Here is a 20,078-nt window from a genome sequence, read left to right as displayed (position 1 = left end):
AATGTTCGTCGTCCAGCCGCGTCACCTGTTGTTGCCGGTCCTGTTCGTGCTGTCGCTGGCGCTGCACCTGCTGGCGATCGTGTGGCTCGATCCACGCCCGGCGCCCCGCAGTGCCGCCGCAGGCCTGCTGACCGTGACGCTCGCCGGCGCCAGCGTCACCAGCCCGGTGCTGCCGGTCGCTGCGCCGCCCGTACAGGTGCCCGAGACAGCGCCGGCAACGCCCGCTCCGCTGCCACCAACGCCACCCGCCAGCGACGACGTCGCCACCGCACCGGCCGCCGCTGCCGCCGAACCGTCCACCGCCACCACGACGCTGCCGCAACAAGACATCGGCCCGCTCCAGCGGCCGAGCCAGTACCGCACTGCGTCGCACGACACGGTGCGCATCGATTACTGCGTCGACGGGATCGATGGCGGCAATGCGCATCTGGCGTGGGAAACGGATGGCAGCAGCTACCGCCTGGAACTCGACGGGATATCGGGCGACTTCGTCAGCGAAGGTGGTCTGGACGACGCGGGCATTTCGCCGCGCACAACGAGCGAACGTATGGGGACAGGCAAGGCAAGCACGGTCTTCGACCGCGCACGGGGACAGATCATCGATGGCGTCACCAAGCGCAGCGCGCAGCTGGTGCCCGGCAGCCAAGATGACGCATCGGTGCTGCTGCAATTGAGTGGTATCGGCCAGGCCGACCCCGACCAGCTGCGCAGCAGGCTGGCATTCTGGATCGGCGGCGTGAACGGGGCACGGATGGTGTATTTCGATACTGCCGGCCCGGAACGTCTCGAGACGGCCATAGGCACGCTCGAGACGGTGCGCCTGGTGCGGCTGGCCGACGACGGCGCGCCGCATCTGGAAGTGTGGCTGGCGCCGGCGAAAGCCTGGCTGCCGGTGCAGCTACGCCTGACCAGCCCGGACGGCGCAGTACGCACCCAAACCATCTGCGCGATCAGCACACCGAATTAACCGCAGCGCGAGCAATCGTAGGGTGGACGGCTGCGCCGTCCTCGCGTTCAACCACCCGCGCCGCGCCGTGACATCAAGCCAGCTTGACCGCGTGCTCGCGCGTCGCGTGGAACGTCAGCTTCGGCCAACGTTCCTGCGTCAGGCGCAGGTTCACGCCAGACGTGGCCAGGTACGCCATATTGCCGGCCGCGTCGTAGGCGACGTTGTGACCGAGCGAGGCTTCAAAATCGGCCAGGTTCTTCTTGTCGTCACTCGACACCCAGCGCGCGCTGCTGATGCTGGCGCTTTCGAACACTGCGTCGACACCGTACTCGTTGAGCAGGCGGCTGGCGACCACCTCGAACTGCAGCACGCCGACCGCGCCCAGAATCAGTTCGCCGCCCAGCACCGGCTTGAAGACCTGCACCGCACCCTCTTCGCCCAGCTGCTGCAGACCCTTGTGCAACTGCTTCATCTTCAGCGGATTACGGATGCGCACGGAGCGGAACAGCTCCGGTGCGAAGTACGGAATGCCGGTGAAGCTGAGCATCTCGCCTTCGGTGAAGCTGTCGCCGATCTGCATATTGCCGTGGTTCGGCAAGCCGATGATATCGCCGGCAAACGCCTCTTCGACCTGTTCGCGGCTGGAGGCCATGAAGGTCACCACCGACGACAGCTTGACATCGCGGCCCAGGCGCAGGTGCTTGACCTTCATGCCTTTTTCGAATCGGCCCGAGCACACGCGCAGGAACGCGATGCGGTCGCGGTGGGCCGGGTCCATATTGGCCTGGATCTTGAAGACGAAGCCGGAAAACGGCTGCTCGTCCGGCTTGACCGCGCGTACCGTGGCGTCACGCTCGCGCGGCGATGGCGCCCAGTCGACCAGGGCCGACAGGATTTCGCGCACGCCGAAGTTGTTGATGGCCGAACCGAAGAACACCGGCGTCTGCACGCCCGACAGGAAGCGCTCGAGGTCGAACTCGTGCGAGGCGCCGTGCACCAGCTCGACTTCCATCTTGAGCTGCTCGATCTCGAGCGGGAACATCTGGGCCAGGCGTGGATTGTCGATGCCCTTGACGATCTCGAAGGCGCCGTCGGCTTTTTCTTCTCCCGCCTTGAACAGCATGATCTCGTCCTTCAGCAGGTGATACACCCCGCGGAAGTTCTTGCCCATGCCGATCGGCCAGGTCACCGGCGCGCATTCGATCTTCAGCACCGATTCGACTTCGTCGAGCAGTTCGAGCGGATCGCGCGTTTCGCGGTCCATCTTGTTCATGAACGTGACGATCGGCGTGGCGCGCATGCGGCACACTTCAAGCAGCTTGATCGTCTGCGATTCGACGCCCTTGGCGGCATCGATCACCATCAGCGCCGAGTCGACCGCCGTCAGCACGCGGTAGGTGTCTTCCGAGAAGTCCTGGTGACCCGGCGTGTCGAGCAGGTTGATGACGTGGTCGCGGTAATCGAACTGCATCACCGACGAGGCCACGGAAATGCCGCGCTGCTTTTCGATGTCCATCCAGTCGGACGTCGCATGGCGCCCGCTCTTGCGGCCCTTGACGGTGCCGGCCAGCTGGATCGCGCCCGAGAACAGCAGCAGCTTTTCGGTCAGCGTCGTTTTACCGGCGTCGGGGTGGGAAATGATGCCGAAGGTGCGGCGGCGCGCGACTTCGCGCGCGATCGTGCCGGCCTGGCGGTTGGCAGCGACTTCAAGGTCGGTGCCTGCGCCGGACGGATCGTCGGCGCTGGAAATATCGGTGTCGTTGGCCATAATCGAGCCCAGTTGTGGACCTGTGACGGCCCTTGTCGGAAAACCCTCGATTTTACCGTCTCGGGCACGCGCCGTGTGAACAGAATACGGCGCGCGCCCGGGCAGGCGCAACGTGCGGCGTCAGTCGCGCACGCGGCGCCAGCCGGTGCGGCGGGCATCCTGGCTGGTGGCCGACGTCACCTCGGACGTGATGGTGTCGCCCTTGGCGGTGGTGGTGACCATCTTCAGCGCGCCTGACGGCAGGCGCACGATGATGAAGCCCACTGCCGCCGCATCGCCCGACAAGAGCGAGCCGGCGATGTCGCCGGTGCCGTCGCCGGAGGCATTGCCGGATACGGCGCGACCAGTGCAGACATCCAGATGGTACGCATAGCTCGAGCCGCCCACGTTGCAGGCCGTCGACGACTGCGGCAGGTTGGTCACCACCGACAAGGTGCCCGAGACGATCTTCGGGTCGAGGTTGACCCGTTCACCGGCGTTCTTGTCAAAGTCGATGAACCAGCCGGCCTTCGCGCCCAGATTGACTGTCGCGCCGCCGACCGTGAAGCGGTTCGAGCGCGGCACCAGTGGCGTCGCGGCGTTGTACGGCACGGTTTCGGTGAACTGGCGTTCAGAGAACGTGTCGGTGGCGCGCCATTTGGCATCTGCCACCGGCGTGCCGGTGTCGGCCAGCACGTAGACGCTCTGTTCGCTGACATCCTTGATGTCGATGTAGTCGAGCATGCGACCGGTGCCGAAGGTCACGACGCGCCGCGTCGGCGACGCATCCGCCCCCTGCCCGGTCGTATCGACCTGGCACAGCGCCACGTCAGGCCGCGACGTGATCGGCTGGTTGGCGCCGGCACTGCCCATGCGCAGCCGCGCCACCTTGGCGCCGGTGAAATCGAAGCGCCACATCTGGCCGAAGTTGTCGCCCCCGTACAGATAGGTCACCAGCGGATCGGTGTTCGGGTTGGCGGTGATCGCCGTGATCTTGGCCAGGCCGGACGGATCGGCCACGCCGCTGCCCGAGCCGATACCGCCCGATCCGGTCGTCAACAGGCCCGTCTCGGCGTGGCTGATGTCCCGGTCGCCCAGGTTCAGCACCTGCTGGCCGGTCGCGACATCGACCACGAACAGGATCCCCTTGCCGCTGCCACCGGCCACGCCGTCCGCATCGGGGATATTGTTGTAGCCCGAGGTCAGGAAGGTGACCCAGCGCTGCTTGTCATTGCCGTTGGCATCCTTGCCGTCCTTGATGGTGCCGAACTGCGGGTTGCCGAACGTGAAGCCCATCTCGGGCTGGTGCAGCGGGCCGGCGCAGACGGTGGCATCGGCGCAGATTTCCCACAGCGGCGCCGGTGCATCGGGGTCGGTGACGTCCAGCGCGTAGTAGCCCCGGCCGCCGGCATTCAGGCCCGCGACCAGGATCGTGCGCCAGGTGCCGTTGATCTGCACGTCCGCCAGTTCGGGCGAGCCGTCGACCGTGAACTGGTGCTCGGTCGCGTAACCCACGCTGGCCTGGCGGTACAGCTTCTTCATCGTGATGCGCGGCATGTAGGCCCACATCTCGGTGCCCTTGACGGCGTCGAACGCATGCAGCATGCCGTCATTGGCCGCGATGAACACGGTCGGCTTGCGCCCGGCCTGCGCTGCCTTGTAGGCGTCATAGCCTTCGGCCACGTAGCTCTTGCGCGCGCCGCGCAGATACGCCGGCTTGGACGACGCGATGTCGCCCAGCACCACGGGCTGCGCCGGCTTGTCCGGTTCGACCTCGGTCTCGCTCGGGGCGGAATAGCCGCGCAGGATCACGTTGTTGGCGTATTGCTGGTGGCCGCGCAGCCAGTTGACGATCGTCTCGCCGTTGTTGACGATCGCCTGGTTTGCGCTGTTCAGATTCGCGCATTGCGACAGCAGCGAGCATTTGTTGGCGAACCAGGCACGGTCTGCGCCCATGTCTGCGTACACCAGATCCTTGCGGGTGCCACTGACGGGATCGCGGTACCAGATCGTGCGCGTGTCGCTGGCGGCGCCCACCTGCTGGCCGACGGTCCAGGACGAGCTCCAGATTACTTTCTTCACGACTTCACCAGTGACCGGGTCGAGCACCCGCTTGGCCAGGTTGCCGGTCCATTTCACCGTGGTGAACGTCGACGAGAAGATGTCGGCGTCATCCTGCGTGATGTTTGGCGTCGAAGTGGCCGCAGACGCCGCTGCGCCGGTGGCCTGGCGGATGTCGTTGAGCGCCTCGTTCAGCCCTTCGACCACCTGCTGCGGATCGGACGCAGCAAAGTACTTGCCGCCGCCATTGATCGCCGCATGCCACAGGTCGTCCACCCGTGACTGGTACGTATCCGACAGCGCCACCTTGTCGACCACCGGATCGGGCCAGCGGTACACGCCGTCGCTCGTCCACGGGCAGCCGGTGCGCACCTTGTCGATGATGTTGTCGAGGTCGCCGCCCGGCTCGCGCGCGGTATCGTACTTCGGCTCGTACGTCATGACGCCGTCCACGCCCAGTCCCAGGCCGTAGGTGCGCATGTGCAGGCGCTTGTTGCGGGTGCCGGCCACGACCCCGACGTCGCCTTCCAGTTCGGGGCGCAGCGAATTGTCCCTGGCGGCCGGGGCGATCGTGTTGCGGCCGCCGTTGTACCAGTACAGCGCGACGTCGGCCAGCGACGGCTTGGCTTGCGCGCTGGTGTCGACACAGCCGGTGTCCTCGGTACAGAAGCGCGCCGGATCGTCCTTGTTGTCGTTGTTGACGACATCGGCGACACTACCGCCGTTCCAGTAGCCGTCGGTCGTCACGAACGTGAAGTTCTGCTGGCAGGGAAATTCGATCACTTCGGCGCCCCGCGCCTGCTTGAAGATCCCCTTGTTGGCAAACATATTGCCCATTTCGTTCAGCGCCAGCCGCACCGGCGTGCCGCCGGCGCTGTTCATTTCATAGAGTGCTTTGTACCAGGCGATGCGATCGCCCCCGGTGAACGACTTCGGATACAGGATCTGGTCGTTGCCCATGTAGTCGGTCTGGTTGGCGGCGCGCTGCAGGCCCACCAGCCCCACCTTGTAATCTTTGTCCAGCGGCTGGAAGGCCTGGCCCACGGCCGTCTTCATCATCTGGTTGCGCGACTTGTAGTAGGCATACCAGTTGGCGAAGTTGGTCATCTCTTCGTCGTAGGTGCAGGACGTCTCGGACCGGCAGTCAGTGCGTGCCTCGGTGCGTGGATAGGCATCGCGGGTGGCGACGATGTCGGTGCGCGTAAACACCCCGGTATCGACGCCGGAGACCGACGTCGGCACCTGATCGGTAACGGCTGCCACCGAAGTGAACGTGAGCGAAGCACGGTTGTTGATCGCACCAATGGTGGCAGCCGTTCCTTTGGCCGACAGCGGGCCCACCAGGCACAAGGCCGTCGATGGCGCCGCCGCGCACTGCGGCGTGATGCCGTTGCCGCCGACGTACGCCTTGACGGTTCCGCCGGTGCCGATTTCGGTAGCGAGCTGCGTGGCGATCTGCGCGGCCGAGCCCCTTCGGGTCAGCTCGAGGCCGCGACTGAACCAGGTCTGACCGGCGAAGCGCAGATTGGTCAGCACGCTGCGCGTGCCGTCACCGGCCGTGCCGCTGAACTGCAGCAGCGCCGTGACGCGGGCGCCCGATTCGACGATCAGTTCTTCGGCCGTGCGGCTGCCTTCCCTGACAACCTGGCAGCCATTCTTGTCGGACGTGCGCGGGCAGGCGATCGGAAATACGGCCAGCATGTTTGCCGCCGGCAACGTGATGCCGAAGTCGGAACACGCAGGTGCCGTGCCGGATGCCGTCAGCACGCAGGCATAGAACGGCCTCGCCAGTCCCATTTTTGCATTGATCGACTTGGCCAGCGCGACCGCCAGCGCAAGCTGCTCGGCGGGCGTGTTGGTGCCACCCGTGACGGTCATCGCGCCATTGGTGATTTCCTGCACGCCGGCAGTGCTTGCCGACGTGACCCTGGTCAGCGTCAGCGTACTGTCGGACCCGGAATTGTTGATGGTGATCGTGCTGTACCAGTTGACCGGGCGGTTCGGGTCGCCAAAGCGCGGGTATTTGTAGGTGCCCACGTACTTGGCCTGGCAGTTGGTCAGGGCCGTGCTGTCGCACCAGCGCACCGGCGCCGGCTTGCTGTAGGTCGTATTGGGCGCGACGGCGTTCACGGCGGTCGATACGCAGCTCTGGAGCTTGCTGTCCCTGCAGTATTCGTTGACGTTCAGCCGGTAGTAATAGGCGTTGCCGGTGACGGGGTTCGGGCTGGTGTAGGTGCGGTTCGGATACGTGTAGCCGATCACGTTGCGGCGGCATTCGCCGGTACTGTCGCACCATTCCAGGTCGGGAAAGCCCGTGACCAGATTGGTCTTTTGCGAGGATGTCCCGGCCAGGTCCCGGTACTCGAGGCTGAAGCCGTCAGTGGTCACGTTGGTCCAGCCGCTCGTCGTGGCCCGGTTCTGCTCCGGGTACGAGCTCTGGTCAGCCTTCACCGGCGGCTTGTAGCGCATGTCCGGGTTGTAGTACTGGCGGTTGAACTGCGGCGTGTGATACGGCACGTCGCCGACCGCGCATTCGCGCAGGCCAAGGGCCAGCGTGCTGCTGGCGCGGCAGGTCGTGTTGTCGTTGACGTAGTCGGGCGTGTAGGTGTACGCCATCGAGCCGGAATCGTCGTACAGCAGCATCAGGTTCGGCTTGACCGTCCCGCTGCCGGTCAGGCTCATCAGGGGCATGGACGCCAGCGAGGTTGGCCCCGCCAGTGCCGGCGTGGCGCCGAGGCCAATGGACAACGCGAGCAGCGCCAGGATGGTGGTAAGAGAATGTTTCATGCGATATCCATTCGAACGGCGATGCGCGGGGCCCATCAGGCGCCGATCAGCACGACCATCTGGTTGATCACGTTACCGCCGCGTGCACCATCGAGGCGGGCGGTAATGACATAGTGCAGCTGCGGCGAACTGGCATACGCTGGCGCATCGGACGCCAGGCTCTCGCCGATTGCCACCGTCGTGCCGAGCTTGACGGTGTTGGCGGCGGTCTGGACGCAGCTGTTCTTTGGCTTGGGGTTATTGAACGGCCCGGCCGCCTTGCACAGGCGGTGGATCACGTACTTGATCTTGTTGCCGTCGGCATCCTCCAGCTCGACGCTGCCCTTCCAGAATGCGCTGTCGCGCGGGTTCAGGGCCGTGTCTTCCATGCTGGCGACATACCCTTTGCCGGCATTGTCGGCGTCCAGGTCGGAACGCTTGGCAATCGCGGTCTCGCGCAGCCACTGGAACCCCGTGTGCAGGCCCAGGTCGACGGCACGGCTGAGCGTGGCGTCATACGCGAAGTTGGACGCGGCCAGCGTCGTGGTATTGCTCGAACGCAGCAGATAAATGCTGGTCACCAGCATGACCAGCATCATGATCAGCATGACCGGCAAGGCAACGCCGCGCTGGCGGCGCGAAACGATTCGGAACGTCATGCGGTAGGCCTCCAGCTTGCGTTACGCAGCGGCACGACGGACTCGAACGCGCGGTAGCGATAGCATTTCCAGTCGATCGGGTCGTCCTTGACGCCCAGGTCGAGCGTGACCGGGACGGCATCGATCCCGCTTGGCTGGTCCGTCTCGAACACGGTCAGCGCTTCGGTCGTGGTGCTGCAGTCGCCCCCGTTGGCCGGGCGCTCGGGGCGCTTGTTGCGCGCCACCACGGCAATGCGCAGCGCAGCAATGCGCTGGTAGTCGCCCGCGCCACCCGTCACGCCATCGCCGTCGGCATCGATCATGGTGTTGGACCACTCACGCACCTGCATGCCCAGCTCAGGATCGAAGGCGGCCACGGCGCGCGTGTCGAAGCCGTACTGGGCCTTGAGAGAGACGATATTGTCGGCCACGGCCTGGGCCGTCGCGCCGCTGCTGCCGAGGTTGGTCGCGCGCAGGCGCAGGACACCGCCATCGACCAGCCAGGTGTGGAACGGCAGGTTGGCGCCGCGCCCCAGATTGAACACGCGGGTGGCGCTGCCGGGGAACGTGCGGCCAAGATCGCCCGTATTGAAGCGATCGGTCGTGCTGGCAAAGCCGATCGATGGTGCATCCTGATTCAGTGTCGAGATCTGCGCCAGCGCGCACTGGCCCACGCTGTCCTCGGGCGCAGCCACGATCACGTCGCCAACCGCAAAGCCGTATGGCGTGCGGTCCAGGGCAATCTGGTTGCCGCCGTTGTAGTTGGTGGTCAGGCGCACGGTGGCCGTGCCGCTGGTCGCGCTGCCCGAGTACAGCGTGAGCTGGTCCGGCCCGGCGTTGCCATGCACGATCACGGCGGCTGCCAACGGGTGGATGGTCGCGGTGCCGCGCAGGACCGGCGTCATCGTGAATTCCTTGCTGTCGTTGAAGATGGTGTCGCACCCGGCCAGAATCGGGTCATTCAGGCCGTAACCGGCCTGCTCGGCATCCGCGCTGATCGAGAACATCGCCATCATCCCGTTCTGCATCGATTCGGACCCGCCCAGCGCGCCATCCTTGTTGCTCTCGGAATCGGTCATCATGCGGGTGGCAAACATCACGGCCAGCAAGCCGATCACGATGCTGACCATCAGTTCCACCAGCGAAAAGCCGGCTGCCCGTGACAGTGCGGGTGGTGTGCGGTTATTCATGCCGACCTCGACAGGTAGGTGACGATCCGGTGCCGGTTCTGCTGCGCCGTCTCGTTGCGGCGCCAGCGAATCTCCACTGCCACTGCCGTGCGTTTCGTGCCGGCGGCCGGGGTGACGGCAACGACGACGCTGGCATTGGGCAGGTGCTCCGCCAGCGCCGCATGCCAGTCCTGCAGCCGCGCGCCGGGGGTGGCGTCTTCGGCGACCGCATAGTCGCTCAGATGGTCGAGGTCGTTATTCATCACGCCGATCAGTTCATTCGCCGCGATGGTCGCTTCGGCGCGCATGCTCGCCTCGGCCAGTGCCGCCTGCGAATTGACTTGCAGGCCCAGCGTGCCGATCAGGCCGATGGCCAGGATCAGGATCGCGATCAGCGCTTCGAGCAGCGCGACGCCGCGTTGCCCGGCGTGCCCGGGACGGCGCGCCATCGGGCGCATGGCAGGTGGACGGCGCGGCATCATGGGCACTTGCGCGAATCGCCCGCGTCCAGGTTGGGCCGGCAGGTCACGACGGCCCCGGCCAGCGTCACGACGACGGCGCTGGCCGGAAAGTCGTCGGCGTTCCCGGCCGGCGTCAGGTCCAGCCGCGTCAGTGACGGCTTGGACGTGTCGATCCAGCCCAGCGCCGTGAAATAGGCCGCATCGGCATCGCCGTCGGGCGTGACCGTCAGCGCCGATGTGCGCGGCAGCGACGCCGCGCTGCGAAACACCGAGCTGGTCTTGACGGTGACGCCATTCGGAACGACGGCGGGCTTGTCGACATCCGACCAGCGCGTGCTGGCCGCCGTGCAATCGTCGCCCGCAACCGGGAAGCAGACGTCGGCCTGCCAGTCGCGCTGGCCGCTTTGCGCGTTCTCGGTGAACACCAGGCGGCTGCGTGCGTTGTTGGACAGCGCCAGGCTGCGCGCCAGCGTATAGCCCTCGGCGTAGAACTGGGCGGCGCCGGTACTGGTGGTGGCGCCGAGCCAGGCGCGCATATTCGGCACGCCCACCGCCATCAGGATGGCGAAGATCGCCAGCACGACCATGGTTTCAACCAGTGTGAAGCCGGCATGGCGCGCGCGGCAGCAAGGGCGGGTCATTGGGTACACGAGCCATCCTTCCGGTCAACCCAGCAGTTGTCGCTCTTGGTCCAGCCGTCCGGTACGCCGGTGGTGGCGCGCTTGCCGGACTGGTCCAGCGTGTAGACGAAGCTGGCGGCGGCAGCCCGGCCGGTGGCCGTGAGCAGGTAGCCGCTGACGTCGGCGTCCTCGAGCTGGTAGGTGAAGTTGGCGGTGTCGGCCGGCACCTGGGCGAACTTGTCGTAGGTGCGGTTGTTCGACCAGAACTGTTCCAGCTTCGGCTGCGTGGACGCCAGCGCGCTGTGCGCCTCGACCAGGCGGGCGCGCGTCACGTAACTCGTGTAGGACGGCATGGCGATCGCGCCGAGGATGCCGATGATCGCCACGACGATCATGAGTTCAACGAGGGTAAAGCCGGACTGACGCTGCTGCATAGGGTTGCTCCTGGCCGAAAATGCATCGGTAATGTTTCCAGGAGGAATGATAACCCGGCTTCCTGTCATTTCCCTGAGGAAAGGCTGACAAAACCCTGACAAGTGCGCAGTTTCGGTATTTTTATCGGGTCCGGTTTGTCTGCCTGACATTAAAACGGACCACGACCTGCGTGCCACCGCTGTCGGCATCGGTCAGTTGCACCGACGCTCCGTGCGCCAGCGCGATGTCGCGCACGATCGCCAGTCCCAGGCCGCTGCCCGTCGTCTTGTCGTCGAGCCGCACGAAGCGCTCGAACACGGCGGCGCGGCGCGCGGCGGGAATGCCGGGGCCGGAATCGACGACGGAAAACTGCGTCGCGCCGCCATCCACGCCGCAGCCGACCGTCACCTGCCCGCCTTCGGGCGTGTAGCGCAGCGCATTGTCGACCAGGTTGTCGATCAGATCGCGCAGCTGGAAGGCATCGCCCGTCACCGGCGCCGGCGCCAGTTCGAAGCCGAGGTCGATCCCCTTGCGCGCCGCCTTGCCGACGAAGAACTGGATCGACTCCTGCACCAGCAGCGCCAGGTCGAGCGGACCGGACTGATCACCCGGCCGCCCTTCCCTCGCGCGCGCCAGTGCCAGCAACTGGTTGACCTGGCGGATCATGCGCTCGTTGGCCACGCCCATCATGCCAAGCGAATGCAGCGTGCCGGGGTCGCCCGCATGGCGCGCATGCAGCCATTCGAGCTGGAGCTGCACGCCGGCCAGGGGCGTGCGGAGCTGGTGCGCCATATCGGCCAGGAAGTCGCGCTGCGCCCGCGCGCCGGTTTCGACCTTGTCGAGCAGGTCGTTGAAGCCGCTCACGACCGGGGCGATTTCATACGGCACGCCATCAGTGGGAATGGGCGCGAGGTCACCCGGTCCGCGCCTTGCCAGTTCGGCGCGGATGCGCGCGAGCGGCCGCAAGCCATTGCCCACCGAAAGCCAGACGACGCCGACCAGCGTGATCGTGCCCAGCGAGACCAGCACCACGAGCGAACGCACGATGGCGGCGCGCACGTCGAGGCGCTGGCGCAGCGTGCGCGCCACGCCGACGTGACGCATGCCCGCCGGCGTGGCCACGGCCAGCGCAACGACGCGCACCGGCTCGCCAGCGACGTCGGCATCGTAGGCCGGCGCGCCGGGGTGCAGTACGGGGAAACCCGGGGTTCCTGCCAGGTACCTGCCTGCCGCGTCGCGCACCACGAACCACGCGCGCTCGCCCGTCGCCGCAGCGGCAACGGGCGGCAGCGCGATGGCGCCGCCAGCGGCCACGCGCCCGGCGATGCCGCTCGCGGTATCCGTCAGGCCGGCGTCGAAGGCCACCTGGGCCGGCGTCCAGGCCAGGCCCGCGACCAGCGCCGCCAGCACGAGATTGACGAGCAGGATCGGCCCGAGCAGCCATTTCAGCAGGCGCAGGCGGATGCTGGTCATCGGCGTGGTTGCATCATGCAGCCGCCGCCGCTTCTAGCAGGTAACCGAAGCCGCGGATGGTGCGGATCGCCACGCCGGCGCCATCGAGCTTCAGGCGCAGGCGCGAGACGTAGACTTCCACAGCATTGGGCGTCACGTCGTCGCCCCACGGCAGGATGGCGTCGATGATCTGCTGCTTGGAGACGACGCGCCCGGTGTGCTGCAGCAGGTATTCGAGTACGCCCCACTCGCGCACGGACAGGTCGATCGTACTCTCGCCGATGCGCGCGCGGCGGGTGGCGCTGTCCAGGCTCAGGCGGCCGAGCGTCAGGACTGCCGACAGCGGCGCATGGCGGCGCGCCAGCGCGCGGATGCGGGCGATCAGCTCGGCGGTGGCAAACGGTTTGACCAGATAGTCGTCGGCACCGGTTTCCAGGCCGCGCACGCGGTCTTCGACGGCATCGCGCGCCGTCAGCAGCAGGACCGGAAGAACGCCGCCGCGCGCGCGCAGGCGCCGCACGACCTCGAAGCCGTCGATACCGGGCAGGCCGATGTCGAGGACGGCGACGTCAAAGGTGACTTGGGAAGCAGGAGCAGGAGAGGAAGCAGCGTCGGTACGCTGCAGGGCGGCGTCGGCGGCAAGGCCATCGCGCACCAGGTGGACAGTCATGTCCTGCGCGTCGAGTGCGCGCACGAGGCCGTCGGCGAGGACCGCGTCGTCTTCGACAAGCAATATATGCAGCCCCATTTGTAGGAATATCCTGTTTTGTGGTCAGTGAACATCACTGCCGGCACCCCGAATTATGCGATATTTTTTGTTTCCGTAACAAAATATACCGTCTTTTTGGGGCAAAACAGGCATTTCTCCCAGTAGGACTGGACTGACACGTGATGATGCTTGCAACCTACACCGGGGCGACTACATGTCTTATGTGCGGCAACAGACGGTAGACGTAAAGTAGACACATCGCGACGAGGTAAGCACCATACGCCTCCTGAGTCGCTCCTGACGCACGATAGACCTAAGAGGACATAACATGAACAACACTCAACTTGCTGGTATCACACAAAAAGCAAAAAGCCAGAACCCTGCCACGAGTGAGGCACTGAAGTCCCAGGTCAAACCGATCGTCAGCTACAGCGGCACGCAACAGAATGAATTGCTGGCAGCACTGCCACGCCAGGATCTGGAAGAAATGTTCGACCATCTCGAACTGGTCGCCATGCCATTCGGTAAAGAACTGTTCGAGTATGGCAGCAAACTGGAATACGTGTATTTCCCGACCACCGCAATCGTGTCGCTGCTGTACGTGATGGAAGACGGCGCAACCACCGAGATCGCTGTTGTCGGTCACGAAGGCGCAGTCGGCGTGTCGCTGTTCATGGGTGAGCGCGCTACCTGCTCGGCCGTGGTGCAAAGTGCCGGTTACGGTTACCGCCTGCGTACCCAGTACCTGCGTGACGCCTTCAACCGCGGCGGCGCCCTGCCACAGCTGCTGATGCGCTACACCAACGCCCTGTTCGCCCAGATGGCACAGAACGCTGTCGGCGGCCGTCACAGCTCGATCGAACAGAAGCTGTGCCGCTGGTTGCTGGACCGTCTGGACCGCTCCGCAAGCAACGAACTGAAAGTGACCCAGGAACTGATCTCGATCATGCTGGGTGTACGCCGCGAAAGCATCACTGCTGCCGCAGGCAAACTGCAGGACGAAGGCTTGATCCAGTACCGCCGCGGCAACATCACGGTCCTCGACCGTGCCGGCCTGGAAGATTACGCCGGCGAGTGCTACAAGGTCGCCAAGTCGGAATACGATCGCCTGCTGTCGGATGTCGCACGCTAAGCTGTTGAATTAAGCTTCAACCCGGATTCGCTGCCCCTTGCGGCAGCGATTCTTGTTTACCCGGTCCTGTTGTCTGCATCAGGGCCGGCGGCGCGAAAGAACCTGGCGCCATCGCATTACCGTCCGGCGCCGCCGTCGGAATCAAGGCACGAACACACGTTCCCACACCGTTCACTCCCCGTTCCACCACCAGCGTTCCACCCAGCAGCAACGCACGCTCGCGCATGCCCAGCAACCCATGCGACTTGGTACCGGCCAGCATGTTTTGCGGGATGCCGATGCCATCATCGGTAATTTCCAGGCCCCAGCCCGTCGGCTCACGCGTCAGGTTGACGATGACATTGCGCGCCTTGGCATATTTCGCGATGTTGTTCAGCGCTTCCTGCGTGATGCGGAACAATGCGATCGCCTGGGTAGGACCAGCCTCGTCCACTTCAGCATCGATCAGCGCATCGCAATCAAGCGACGTCACGCGCCCATAGTCGGCGCAATAGCTTTGCAACGCGGCCGACAGGCCCATATTGTCGAGCAAACTGGGGCGCAGATTCTCGATGATGCGGCGCTTGAGTTGCACGGTATCGACCAGGGTGCGGCGTGCGCGGCCCAGTTTTTCTGCCAGCTCCGGTTGGCCGGTGCGCAAGCGCTCGATGACCGTGGCCAGATCGATGCCGATGGCCGTCAGGTTCGCCCCCATTTCATCGTGCAGTTCACGTGCCAGCCGTGATTTTTCTTCTTCCGACACGCGAATCAGGTGGCGCGACAGCACCGACAACTGCGCCGTGCGTTCCGCCACGATATGTTCGAGACCATCATTGGTTTGCTGGAGAGCATGTTCGGCATCCAGGCGCGCGACGAATGACCGCTGGATCAACTTATAGAAGAGCAGCAGCACGATGATGGCAGCGACATTGATGCCAACGCCAAACAGTGCAGCGTGCCGGTACTGCTGATAGAACCCGGCCGTACGCGACTTGAGCAGTTCGTTCTGTTCGCGCGTCATGATGACCACCTGCAGACGGATCTCGTCCATCTGCGCGCGGTCGTCCGATGCGGCAGCGATGGCGACGATATCTTCCAGGCCACCCTGCCGGAAAACGTTGAGCGATTCATTGAGCAAGGCAAGCTTGCGCTGAATCAAAGCCTGCAGTTGCGCCAGGTTCTTGGCTTGCGAAGGATTGTCCGCGAGCAGAGCACCCAGCGACCGGAACTGGGCGTTGATTTGCTGGGGGGCACCGCGCAGCGGACCAAGATAGACCTCGTCGTTTGAGAGGAAATAGCCACGCAGGCTGGTTTCGGCATCGGTGACGACCAGGTTCAGGTGTTGCAGCTCGTCGGACACTTGCGCGGTCTGCGCCTGCAGGGCATTCGCGGCGCGCAGATCGTCGAGATTGCGCAGCAAGAACACGCCATTGACCACAAGCAGTACCACGCACACCAGGCATAGCAACGACTTGTGAAGCGGCAGGCTACGGGCCGGGCGTGAGGCCAGAGTGGTTGAAAAGTACATCCAGACATCCTTTCACGCTGACAACACGGCCTCGCATTTTACCTGCAAGGACGCGTTGCTGCGCCGCAAAATGACCTGACGTAACTATTTGTTGCATCTCACGTTCATGCGTGCACCCACATCGGAACTTTCTGACGCACCAATGACAAAACGCGCCGAAGCGCGTTGTGGGACCAATCCGATATGAATAACCGCTGCGCTCTTAGTCGAGCAGATTGTTCTTCATTGCGTAATAGGTCAAGTCCGAATTGGACTGCAGGCCCATTTTTTCCATGATCCGGGTACGGTAGGTCGATACCGTCTTGATCGACAGCGACAGCGCATTGCCGATATCGGACACGGTTGCGCCCTTGGCCAGACGCAGGAACACCTGGAATTCGCGATCGGACAGTTCGGTGTGCAGCGCCGTATTCGGGTCGCGGTCGAAGCTTTGCGCCAGCAACTCACCCACCGTCGACGACACATAACGCCGGCCCTGGAACACGGTACGCACGGCCGTCTTGAGTTCGTCTGCTTCGCATTCCTTGTTCAGGTAACCGTTCGCGCCCATCTTGAACAGGTTCAGCGCGTATTGCTGCGCCGGATACCCGGACAGGATCAGCACGGGCAGATTGGGCTGGCCCTGACGGATCGTGCGCAGGATGTCGATGCCGCTCTGGTCAGGCATGGCGATATCGAGCAACAGCACGTCGCAAATCTCGCGGCGCGCGATATCCAGTGCCTCGCGGCCCGTTGCGCCTTCGGCGACGACTTCAAAGTCGCCCGATGACGAAAAAATCTGCTTGAATCCTGCTCGTACTATCTGGTGATCGTCACAAATGGCAACGCGTATCATTGTCTTCCCTTAAATTTTCCTTGCGCAGGAAAGTGCCGGATCTGCTCCGCCCGGTTGATGCGTGTCATTCAGCATCGCGCGAGTGACATTTTAACACTCCCCGGCCTGCCTTCAACAGGGCACGAATGCTTGAGTGATCAAACGTGGGCGCTTGACCCGGCGACGACCCGCTGCCTGCGGGGTCGCGTGCGAACCAGCGCAGTCTGGTACGGCAAACCTGCCGATCGTGTGAGGTAGTGGCCGGCGCTACGGCGCTGGCGTCGATCCGTTCTTGAGCAGATCGAGGATGTCGAGCAAGCCGGCACGCAACTTGTCACCGTCGATGGCCGGTGGCGCATCACGCAGGCGCTCTTCATCCAGCTCGGCCACCACGACCGCGCGATGGTCGAGACGGTTGCGCGCGCCGCTGATCGTGAAGCCCTGCTCGTACAGCAGTTCGCGGATACGGCGAATCAGCAGCACTTCGTGGTGCTGGTAATAACGGCGATTGCCACGACGTTTGACGGGCTTGAGCTGGGTGAATTCCTGCTCCCAGTAGCGCAGCACATGCGGTTTGACGCCGCACAGCTCGCTGACTTCCCCAATCGTGAAATAACGTTTGGCCGGAATCGGTGGCAGCACGGTCAGTTCGGTCTTGTTCGGTCGGTCGTTCATCGTTTAATCAGGCTGCGCGCGCCATCGAACCCGAACCCGAATTGCCCGGCCCGGCTTCTTCCACCATGGCCTTGAGCTTCTGGCTGGCGTGGAACGTCACGACGCGGCGCGCCGTAATGGGAATTTCTTCCCCGGTTTTCGGATTGCGGCCGGGCCGCTGCGGCTTGTCACGCAACTGGAAATTGCCAAAGCCCGACAGCTTGACGGCCTCGCCGCGCTCGAGTGCATTGCGGATCTCGTCGAAGAAGGTTTCGACCATGTCCTTGGCTTCGCGCTTGTTCAGCCCGACCTGCTCGAACAGCAGCTCGGCCAGCTCGGCCTTGGTCAGCGTGGGCAATGACTGCTCTGCTTCTTTACGCACGCGCGCCACCAGCATTGCACGATCCAGGTCGGCCACGAGGGCTTCCTGGAACACGGTCGAATCAACGTCGTTATTGTTAATTTTGAGGCCCTGCCCGTAAGTCTAACGATGCCGCAGCGACAGCAACACGGCTTGTGACCGGTGTGCTGTCAGCCTGGAGATGCATATTATGCACGCAGCTTCGCGTTCAGTTTGGTTGAAGCAGTGGCGAGCACCGCCGCCATGATGGCGTCGACCGCGTCGTCCTGCAGTGTCGATTGAGTATCTTGCAAGCTAAAGCGGAAAGCAAGGCTTTTTTCATCCGCTTCCAGACCCTTGCCGCGATATTCATCAAACAAAACAACGGCTTGCACGATCTTGCCCATAGGATTTACTGCGATTTCAGCGGTGAATGCGTCCATCACGGACTGGGCCGGCACGTCCTGTTTCACCACCAGTGCCAGGTCGCGCGTGGCGCCAGGGAACTTCGAAATCTCGCTATACACCGGCACGGTGCGCCCGCGCAATGCTTCAGCATCGACCTCGAATACGACCGGTGCCTGCGGCAGATCATACTTTTGCAGCCAGCGCGGATGCAGCTCGCCAATCACGCCGATCTGCTGGTCGTCCAGCAGTACGGTGGCCGAGCGGCCCGGGTGCAGCGCCGGGTGCTCCGCTTTCGCAAAACGCAGCTGGCGCGGGGCGAACAGCGCTTCCAGGTCGGCCTTCAGGTCGAAGAAGTCGACAGCGCGCGTGGCAACATCCCACTGCTCGTCGAGCGCCGGACCGTAGGCGATCGCGGCGACGCGCTTCGGCTGGTCGTAACCGGCTACCGTCAGCGGGCCATCCATGACCGAGGCGTTACGTTTGAACACACCGCCGACTTCGAACGCGCGCACGCGGCCGGCCTTGCGGTTGATGTTGTAGCGCACGTTGGCGACCAGGCTGCCGATCAGCGACGAACGCATCACGCTGAGCTGGCTGGCGATCGGGTTTTGCAGGCGGATCGGTTCGAGGTTGCCGGCGAAGTCCTGCTCCCACGTGCTTTCCACGAAGCTCATGTTGACCACTTCCTGGAAGCCCAGGTCGGCCAGCTGGTGGCGGATCGCAAACAGCGAGCGGGTATTTTCCGGCTCGATCAGCATTGCGCTCGGCGCGGTCGGCGGCCGGGTCGGAATGTTCTCGAAACCATAGACGCGCGCGACTTCTTCGATCAGGTCTTCCTCGATCTCGATGTCGAAACGGTAGGTCGGCGCCGTGACGTGGAACGCGCCCTCTTCCTGCACGAAGCCCAGTTGCAGGCGCGTGAAGATGTCGGCGATCACGGCATCGGTCAATGGCACGCCAATGACCTGCGCGGCGCGCGCCGTGCGCAATACCACCGGCGTACGCACCGGCAGATTGACGATCTGGTCGTCGATCGGACCAACTTTGCTGTCCGGCGTGCCGCAGATGTCGATCAGGAGCGCCGTGATGCGCTCGAGATGCTCGGGCACGGTCGCGTAGTCGACGCCACGCTCGAAGCGGTGCGCGGCATCGGTCGAGAAATTGAAGCGGCGGGCACGGCCCTGGATGGCGTTTGGCCACCAGAATGCCGCTTCCAGATAGATATCGGTGGTGTCGAGCGACACGGCGGTCGAGTCGCCGCCCATGATGCCGGCCAGCGATTCGATCTGCTGCTCATCGGCAATCACGCCAACCCACTCGTCGACGGCAACGGTGTTGCCATTCAAAAGCTTGAGCGATTCGCCGGTCTTGCCCCAGCGCACGTCCAGGCTGCCGTGGATCTTGGCCAGATCGAACACGTGCGACGGACGGCCGACTTCGAGCATCACGTAGTTGGAGATATCGACCAGGGCCGACACCGAGCGCTGGCCGCTGCGTTCCAGGCGGCGCTTCATCCAGTCAGGCGTGGCAGCGCGGGCGTTCAGGCCGCGGATCACGCGGCCAGCGAAACGGCCGCACAGATCCGGTGCCGAGACTGTCACAGGCAGGATTTCATCGCTGTTGACCGCGACGGTGCGGGTCGGCTCGAGCGTCAACGGGGCGCCGGTCAGCGCCGCCACTTCACGCGCGACGCCCAGCACGGACAGGCAATCGGCTTTGTTCGGCGTGAGCTTGATCGTGAACTTCAGGTCGTCCAGGCCCAGGTAATCGCGAATGCTCTGGCCCACCGGCGCATCGGCCGGCAGTTCCATCAAGCCATTGCTTTCTTCGGAGATGCCCAGCTCTTTGCTCGAGCACATCATGCCCTGCGACTCGACGCCGCGCAGCTGGCCAACCTTGATTTCGAAGGGCTTGCCATCGGCGCCTGGTGGCAGCACGGCGCCGGCTTTCGCGCATATCGCTTTCATGCCGGCGCGCACGTTCGGCGCGCCGCACACGATATTGAGCAAGGTGCCGGTGCCAACATCGACCTGGCACACGTTCAGGCGGTCGGCGTTCGGGTGCTTGACCACTTCCTTGACCTCGGCCACGACCACGTTCGAGAACGGTGGTGCCACCGCCTCGACCTCTTCCACTTCGAGGCCCGACATGGTCAGGAGGTGGGACAGCTCATCTGAATTGATCTGCGGATTGACGATCGAGCGGAGCCAGTTTTCGGAGAATTGCATAATCTTTGT

The 20,078-nt window shown here is 64.2% G+C and carries 16 protein-coding genes; 2 read left to right on the top strand and 14 right to left on the bottom strand.

Annotation, left to right across the window (positions count from 1 at the left end):
• The first annotated feature begins 1 nt into the window (after position 1).
• Positions 2–967, top strand: a complete 966-nt coding sequence (locus tag AC56LN_RS07770; protein ID WP_499570743.1) for a DUF3108 domain-containing protein — start codon at positions 2–4, stop codon at positions 965–967.
• Between the two features lie 73 nt (positions 968–1,040).
• Here AC56LN_RS07770 and AC56LN_RS07765 read toward each other — a convergent pair whose 3' ends face one another.
• The 9 genes from AC56LN_RS07765 to AC56LN_RS07725 form a co-directional block, all read right to left on the bottom strand.
• Positions 1,041–2,717 carry a peptide chain release factor 3 gene (locus AC56LN_RS07765; protein ID WP_482899134.1) on the bottom strand — a complete coding sequence of 559 codons (1,677 nt, stop codon included), beginning with the start codon at positions 2,715–2,717 and terminating at the stop codon, positions 1,041–1,043.
• Positions 2,718–2,837: 120 nt separating this feature from the next.
• Positions 2,838–7,544 (bottom strand): pilus assembly protein, encoded by a 4,707-nt coding sequence (locus tag AC56LN_RS07760; protein WP_499570742.1) that lies wholly within the window; start codon positions 7,542–7,544, stop codon positions 2,838–2,840.
• A 35-nt stretch (positions 7,545–7,579) separates the two neighbouring features.
• A complete protein-coding gene (locus tag AC56LN_RS07755) occupies positions 7,580–8,182 on the bottom strand; it encodes a pilus assembly PilX family protein (protein WP_499570741.1) in 603 nt (200 codons plus the stop codon).
• Positions 8,179–9,351, bottom strand: a complete 1,173-nt coding sequence (locus AC56LN_RS07750; RefSeq protein ID WP_499570740.1) for a PilW family protein — start codon at positions 9,349–9,351, stop codon at positions 8,179–8,181. Before AC56LN_RS07750 ends, AC56LN_RS07755 begins: the two co-directional genes overlap by 4 nt.
• Positions 9,348–9,812, bottom strand: coding sequence for a prepilin-type N-terminal cleavage/methylation domain-containing protein (locus AC56LN_RS07745; protein ID WP_499570739.1), 465 nt, complete (start codon positions 9,810–9,812; stop codon positions 9,348–9,350). The genes AC56LN_RS07750 and AC56LN_RS07745 overlap by 4 nt, the downstream gene beginning before the upstream one ends.
• Positions 9,809–10,432, bottom strand: coding sequence for a prepilin-type N-terminal cleavage/methylation domain-containing protein (locus AC56LN_RS07740; RefSeq protein ID WP_499570796.1), 624 nt, complete (start codon positions 10,430–10,432; stop codon positions 9,809–9,811). The genes AC56LN_RS07745 and AC56LN_RS07740 overlap by 4 nt, the downstream gene beginning before the upstream one ends.
• On the bottom strand, positions 10,429–10,845 hold the full coding sequence (locus AC56LN_RS07735) for a type IV pilin protein (RefSeq protein ID WP_499570738.1): 417 nt from the start codon (positions 10,843–10,845) through the stop codon (positions 10,429–10,431). Before AC56LN_RS07735 ends, AC56LN_RS07740 begins: the two co-directional genes overlap by 4 nt.
• A gap of 121 nt (positions 10,846–10,966) precedes the next feature.
• Positions 10,967–12,298, bottom strand: a complete 1,332-nt coding sequence (locus AC56LN_RS07730) for a sensor histidine kinase (protein ID WP_499570737.1) — start codon at positions 12,296–12,298, stop codon at positions 10,967–10,969.
• A 13-nt stretch (positions 12,299–12,311) separates the two neighbouring features.
• Positions 12,312–13,025 (bottom strand): response regulator transcription factor, encoded by a 714-nt coding sequence (locus tag AC56LN_RS07725; protein ID WP_499570736.1) that lies wholly within the window; start codon positions 13,023–13,025, stop codon positions 12,312–12,314.
• A gap of 289 nt (positions 13,026–13,314) precedes the next feature.
• On the opposite strand from AC56LN_RS07725, the gene AC56LN_RS07720 reads away from it, so the two are divergent.
• Entirely contained in the window at positions 13,315–14,118 is an 804-nt protein-coding gene (locus AC56LN_RS07720; protein WP_482899143.1) for a Crp/Fnr family transcriptional regulator, read from the top strand.
• Positions 14,119–14,134: 16 nt separating this feature from the next.
• Here the strand turns inward: AC56LN_RS07720 and AC56LN_RS07715 are convergent, their stop codons facing one another.
• The 5 genes from AC56LN_RS07715 to pheT form a co-directional block, all read right to left on the bottom strand.
• Positions 14,135–15,547 carry a CHASE3 domain-containing protein gene (locus AC56LN_RS07715; RefSeq protein ID WP_499570735.1) on the bottom strand — a complete coding sequence of 471 codons (1,413 nt, stop codon included), beginning with the start codon at positions 15,545–15,547 and terminating at the stop codon, positions 14,135–14,137.
• A 280-nt stretch (positions 15,548–15,827) separates the two neighbouring features.
• A complete protein-coding gene (locus AC56LN_RS07710; RefSeq protein WP_091873377.1) occupies positions 15,828–16,460 on the bottom strand; it encodes a response regulator in 633 nt (210 codons plus the stop codon).
• A 246-nt stretch (positions 16,461–16,706) separates the two neighbouring features.
• Entirely contained in the window at positions 16,707–17,114 is a 408-nt protein-coding gene (locus tag AC56LN_RS07705) for a MerR family transcriptional regulator (RefSeq protein ID WP_499570734.1), read from the bottom strand.
• 7 nt (positions 17,115–17,121) lie between these two features.
• Positions 17,122–17,490 (bottom strand): integration host factor subunit alpha, encoded by a 369-nt coding sequence (locus AC56LN_RS07700; RefSeq protein WP_183553735.1) that lies wholly within the window; start codon positions 17,488–17,490, stop codon positions 17,122–17,124.
• A 152-nt stretch (positions 17,491–17,642) separates the two neighbouring features.
• The gene (pheT, locus tag AC56LN_RS07695; protein WP_499570733.1) at positions 17,643–20,069 is read right to left on the bottom strand and encodes a phenylalanine--tRNA ligase subunit beta; all 2,427 of its coding nucleotides are present in this window, start codon (positions 20,067–20,069) and stop codon (positions 17,643–17,645) included.
• Positions 20,070–20,078 lie beyond the last annotated feature (9 nt).

It is taken from the genome of Telluria sp. ZT3P26, assembly GCF_059686035.1.
This window is presented reverse-complemented; position numbering and strand designations above follow the sequence as displayed.

Excerpts from the sequence above, each read along its gene's own strand:
- AC56LN_RS07770 (WP_499570743.1), top strand. The coding sequence starts at position 2 with ATGTTCGTCGTCCAGCCGCGTCACCTGTTGTTGCCGGTCCTGTTCGTG.
- AC56LN_RS07765 (WP_482899134.1), bottom strand. The coding sequence starts at position 2,717 with ATGGCCAACGACACCGATATTTCCAGCGCCGACGATCCGTCCGGCGCA.
- AC56LN_RS07760 (WP_499570742.1), bottom strand. The coding sequence starts at position 7,544 with ATGAAACATTCTCTTACCACCATCCTGGCGCTGCTCGCGTTGTCCATT.
- AC56LN_RS07755 (WP_499570741.1), bottom strand. The coding sequence starts at position 8,182 with ATGACGTTCCGAATCGTTTCGCGCCGCCAGCGCGGCGTTGCCTTGCCG.
- AC56LN_RS07750 (WP_499570740.1), bottom strand. The coding sequence starts at position 9,351 with ATGAATAACCGCACACCACCCGCACTGTCACGGGCAGCCGGCTTTTCG.
- AC56LN_RS07745 (WP_499570739.1), bottom strand. The coding sequence starts at position 9,812 with ATGATGCCGCGCCGTCCACCTGCCATGCGCCCGATGGCGCGCCGTCCC.
- AC56LN_RS07740 (WP_499570796.1), bottom strand. The coding sequence starts at position 10,432 with ATGACCCGCCCTTGCTGCCGCGCGCGCCATGCCGGCTTCACACTGGTT.
- AC56LN_RS07735 (WP_499570738.1), bottom strand. The coding sequence starts at position 10,845 with ATGCAGCAGCGTCAGTCCGGCTTTACCCTCGTTGAACTCATGATCGTC.
- AC56LN_RS07730 (WP_499570737.1), bottom strand. The coding sequence starts at position 12,298 with ATGACCAGCATCCGCCTGCGCCTGCTGAAATGGCTGCTCGGGCCGATC.
- AC56LN_RS07725 (WP_499570736.1), bottom strand. The coding sequence starts at position 13,025 with ATGGGGCTGCATATATTGCTTGTCGAAGACGACGCGGTCCTCGCCGAC.
- AC56LN_RS07720 (WP_482899143.1), top strand. The coding sequence starts at position 13,315 with ATGAACAACACTCAACTTGCTGGTATCACACAAAAAGCAAAAAGCCAG.
- AC56LN_RS07710 (WP_091873377.1), bottom strand. The coding sequence starts at position 16,460 with ATGATACGCGTTGCCATTTGTGACGATCACCAGATAGTACGAGCAGGA.
- AC56LN_RS07705 (WP_499570734.1), bottom strand. The coding sequence starts at position 17,114 with ATGAACGACCGACCGAACAAGACCGAACTGACCGTGCTGCCACCGATT.
- AC56LN_RS07700 (WP_183553735.1), bottom strand. The coding sequence starts at position 17,490 with ATGCTGGTGGCGCGCGTGCGTAAAGAAGCAGAGCAGTCATTGCCCACG.
- pheT (WP_499570733.1), bottom strand. The coding sequence starts at position 20,069 with ATGCAATTCTCCGAAAACTGGCTCCGCTCGATCGTCAATCCGCAGATC.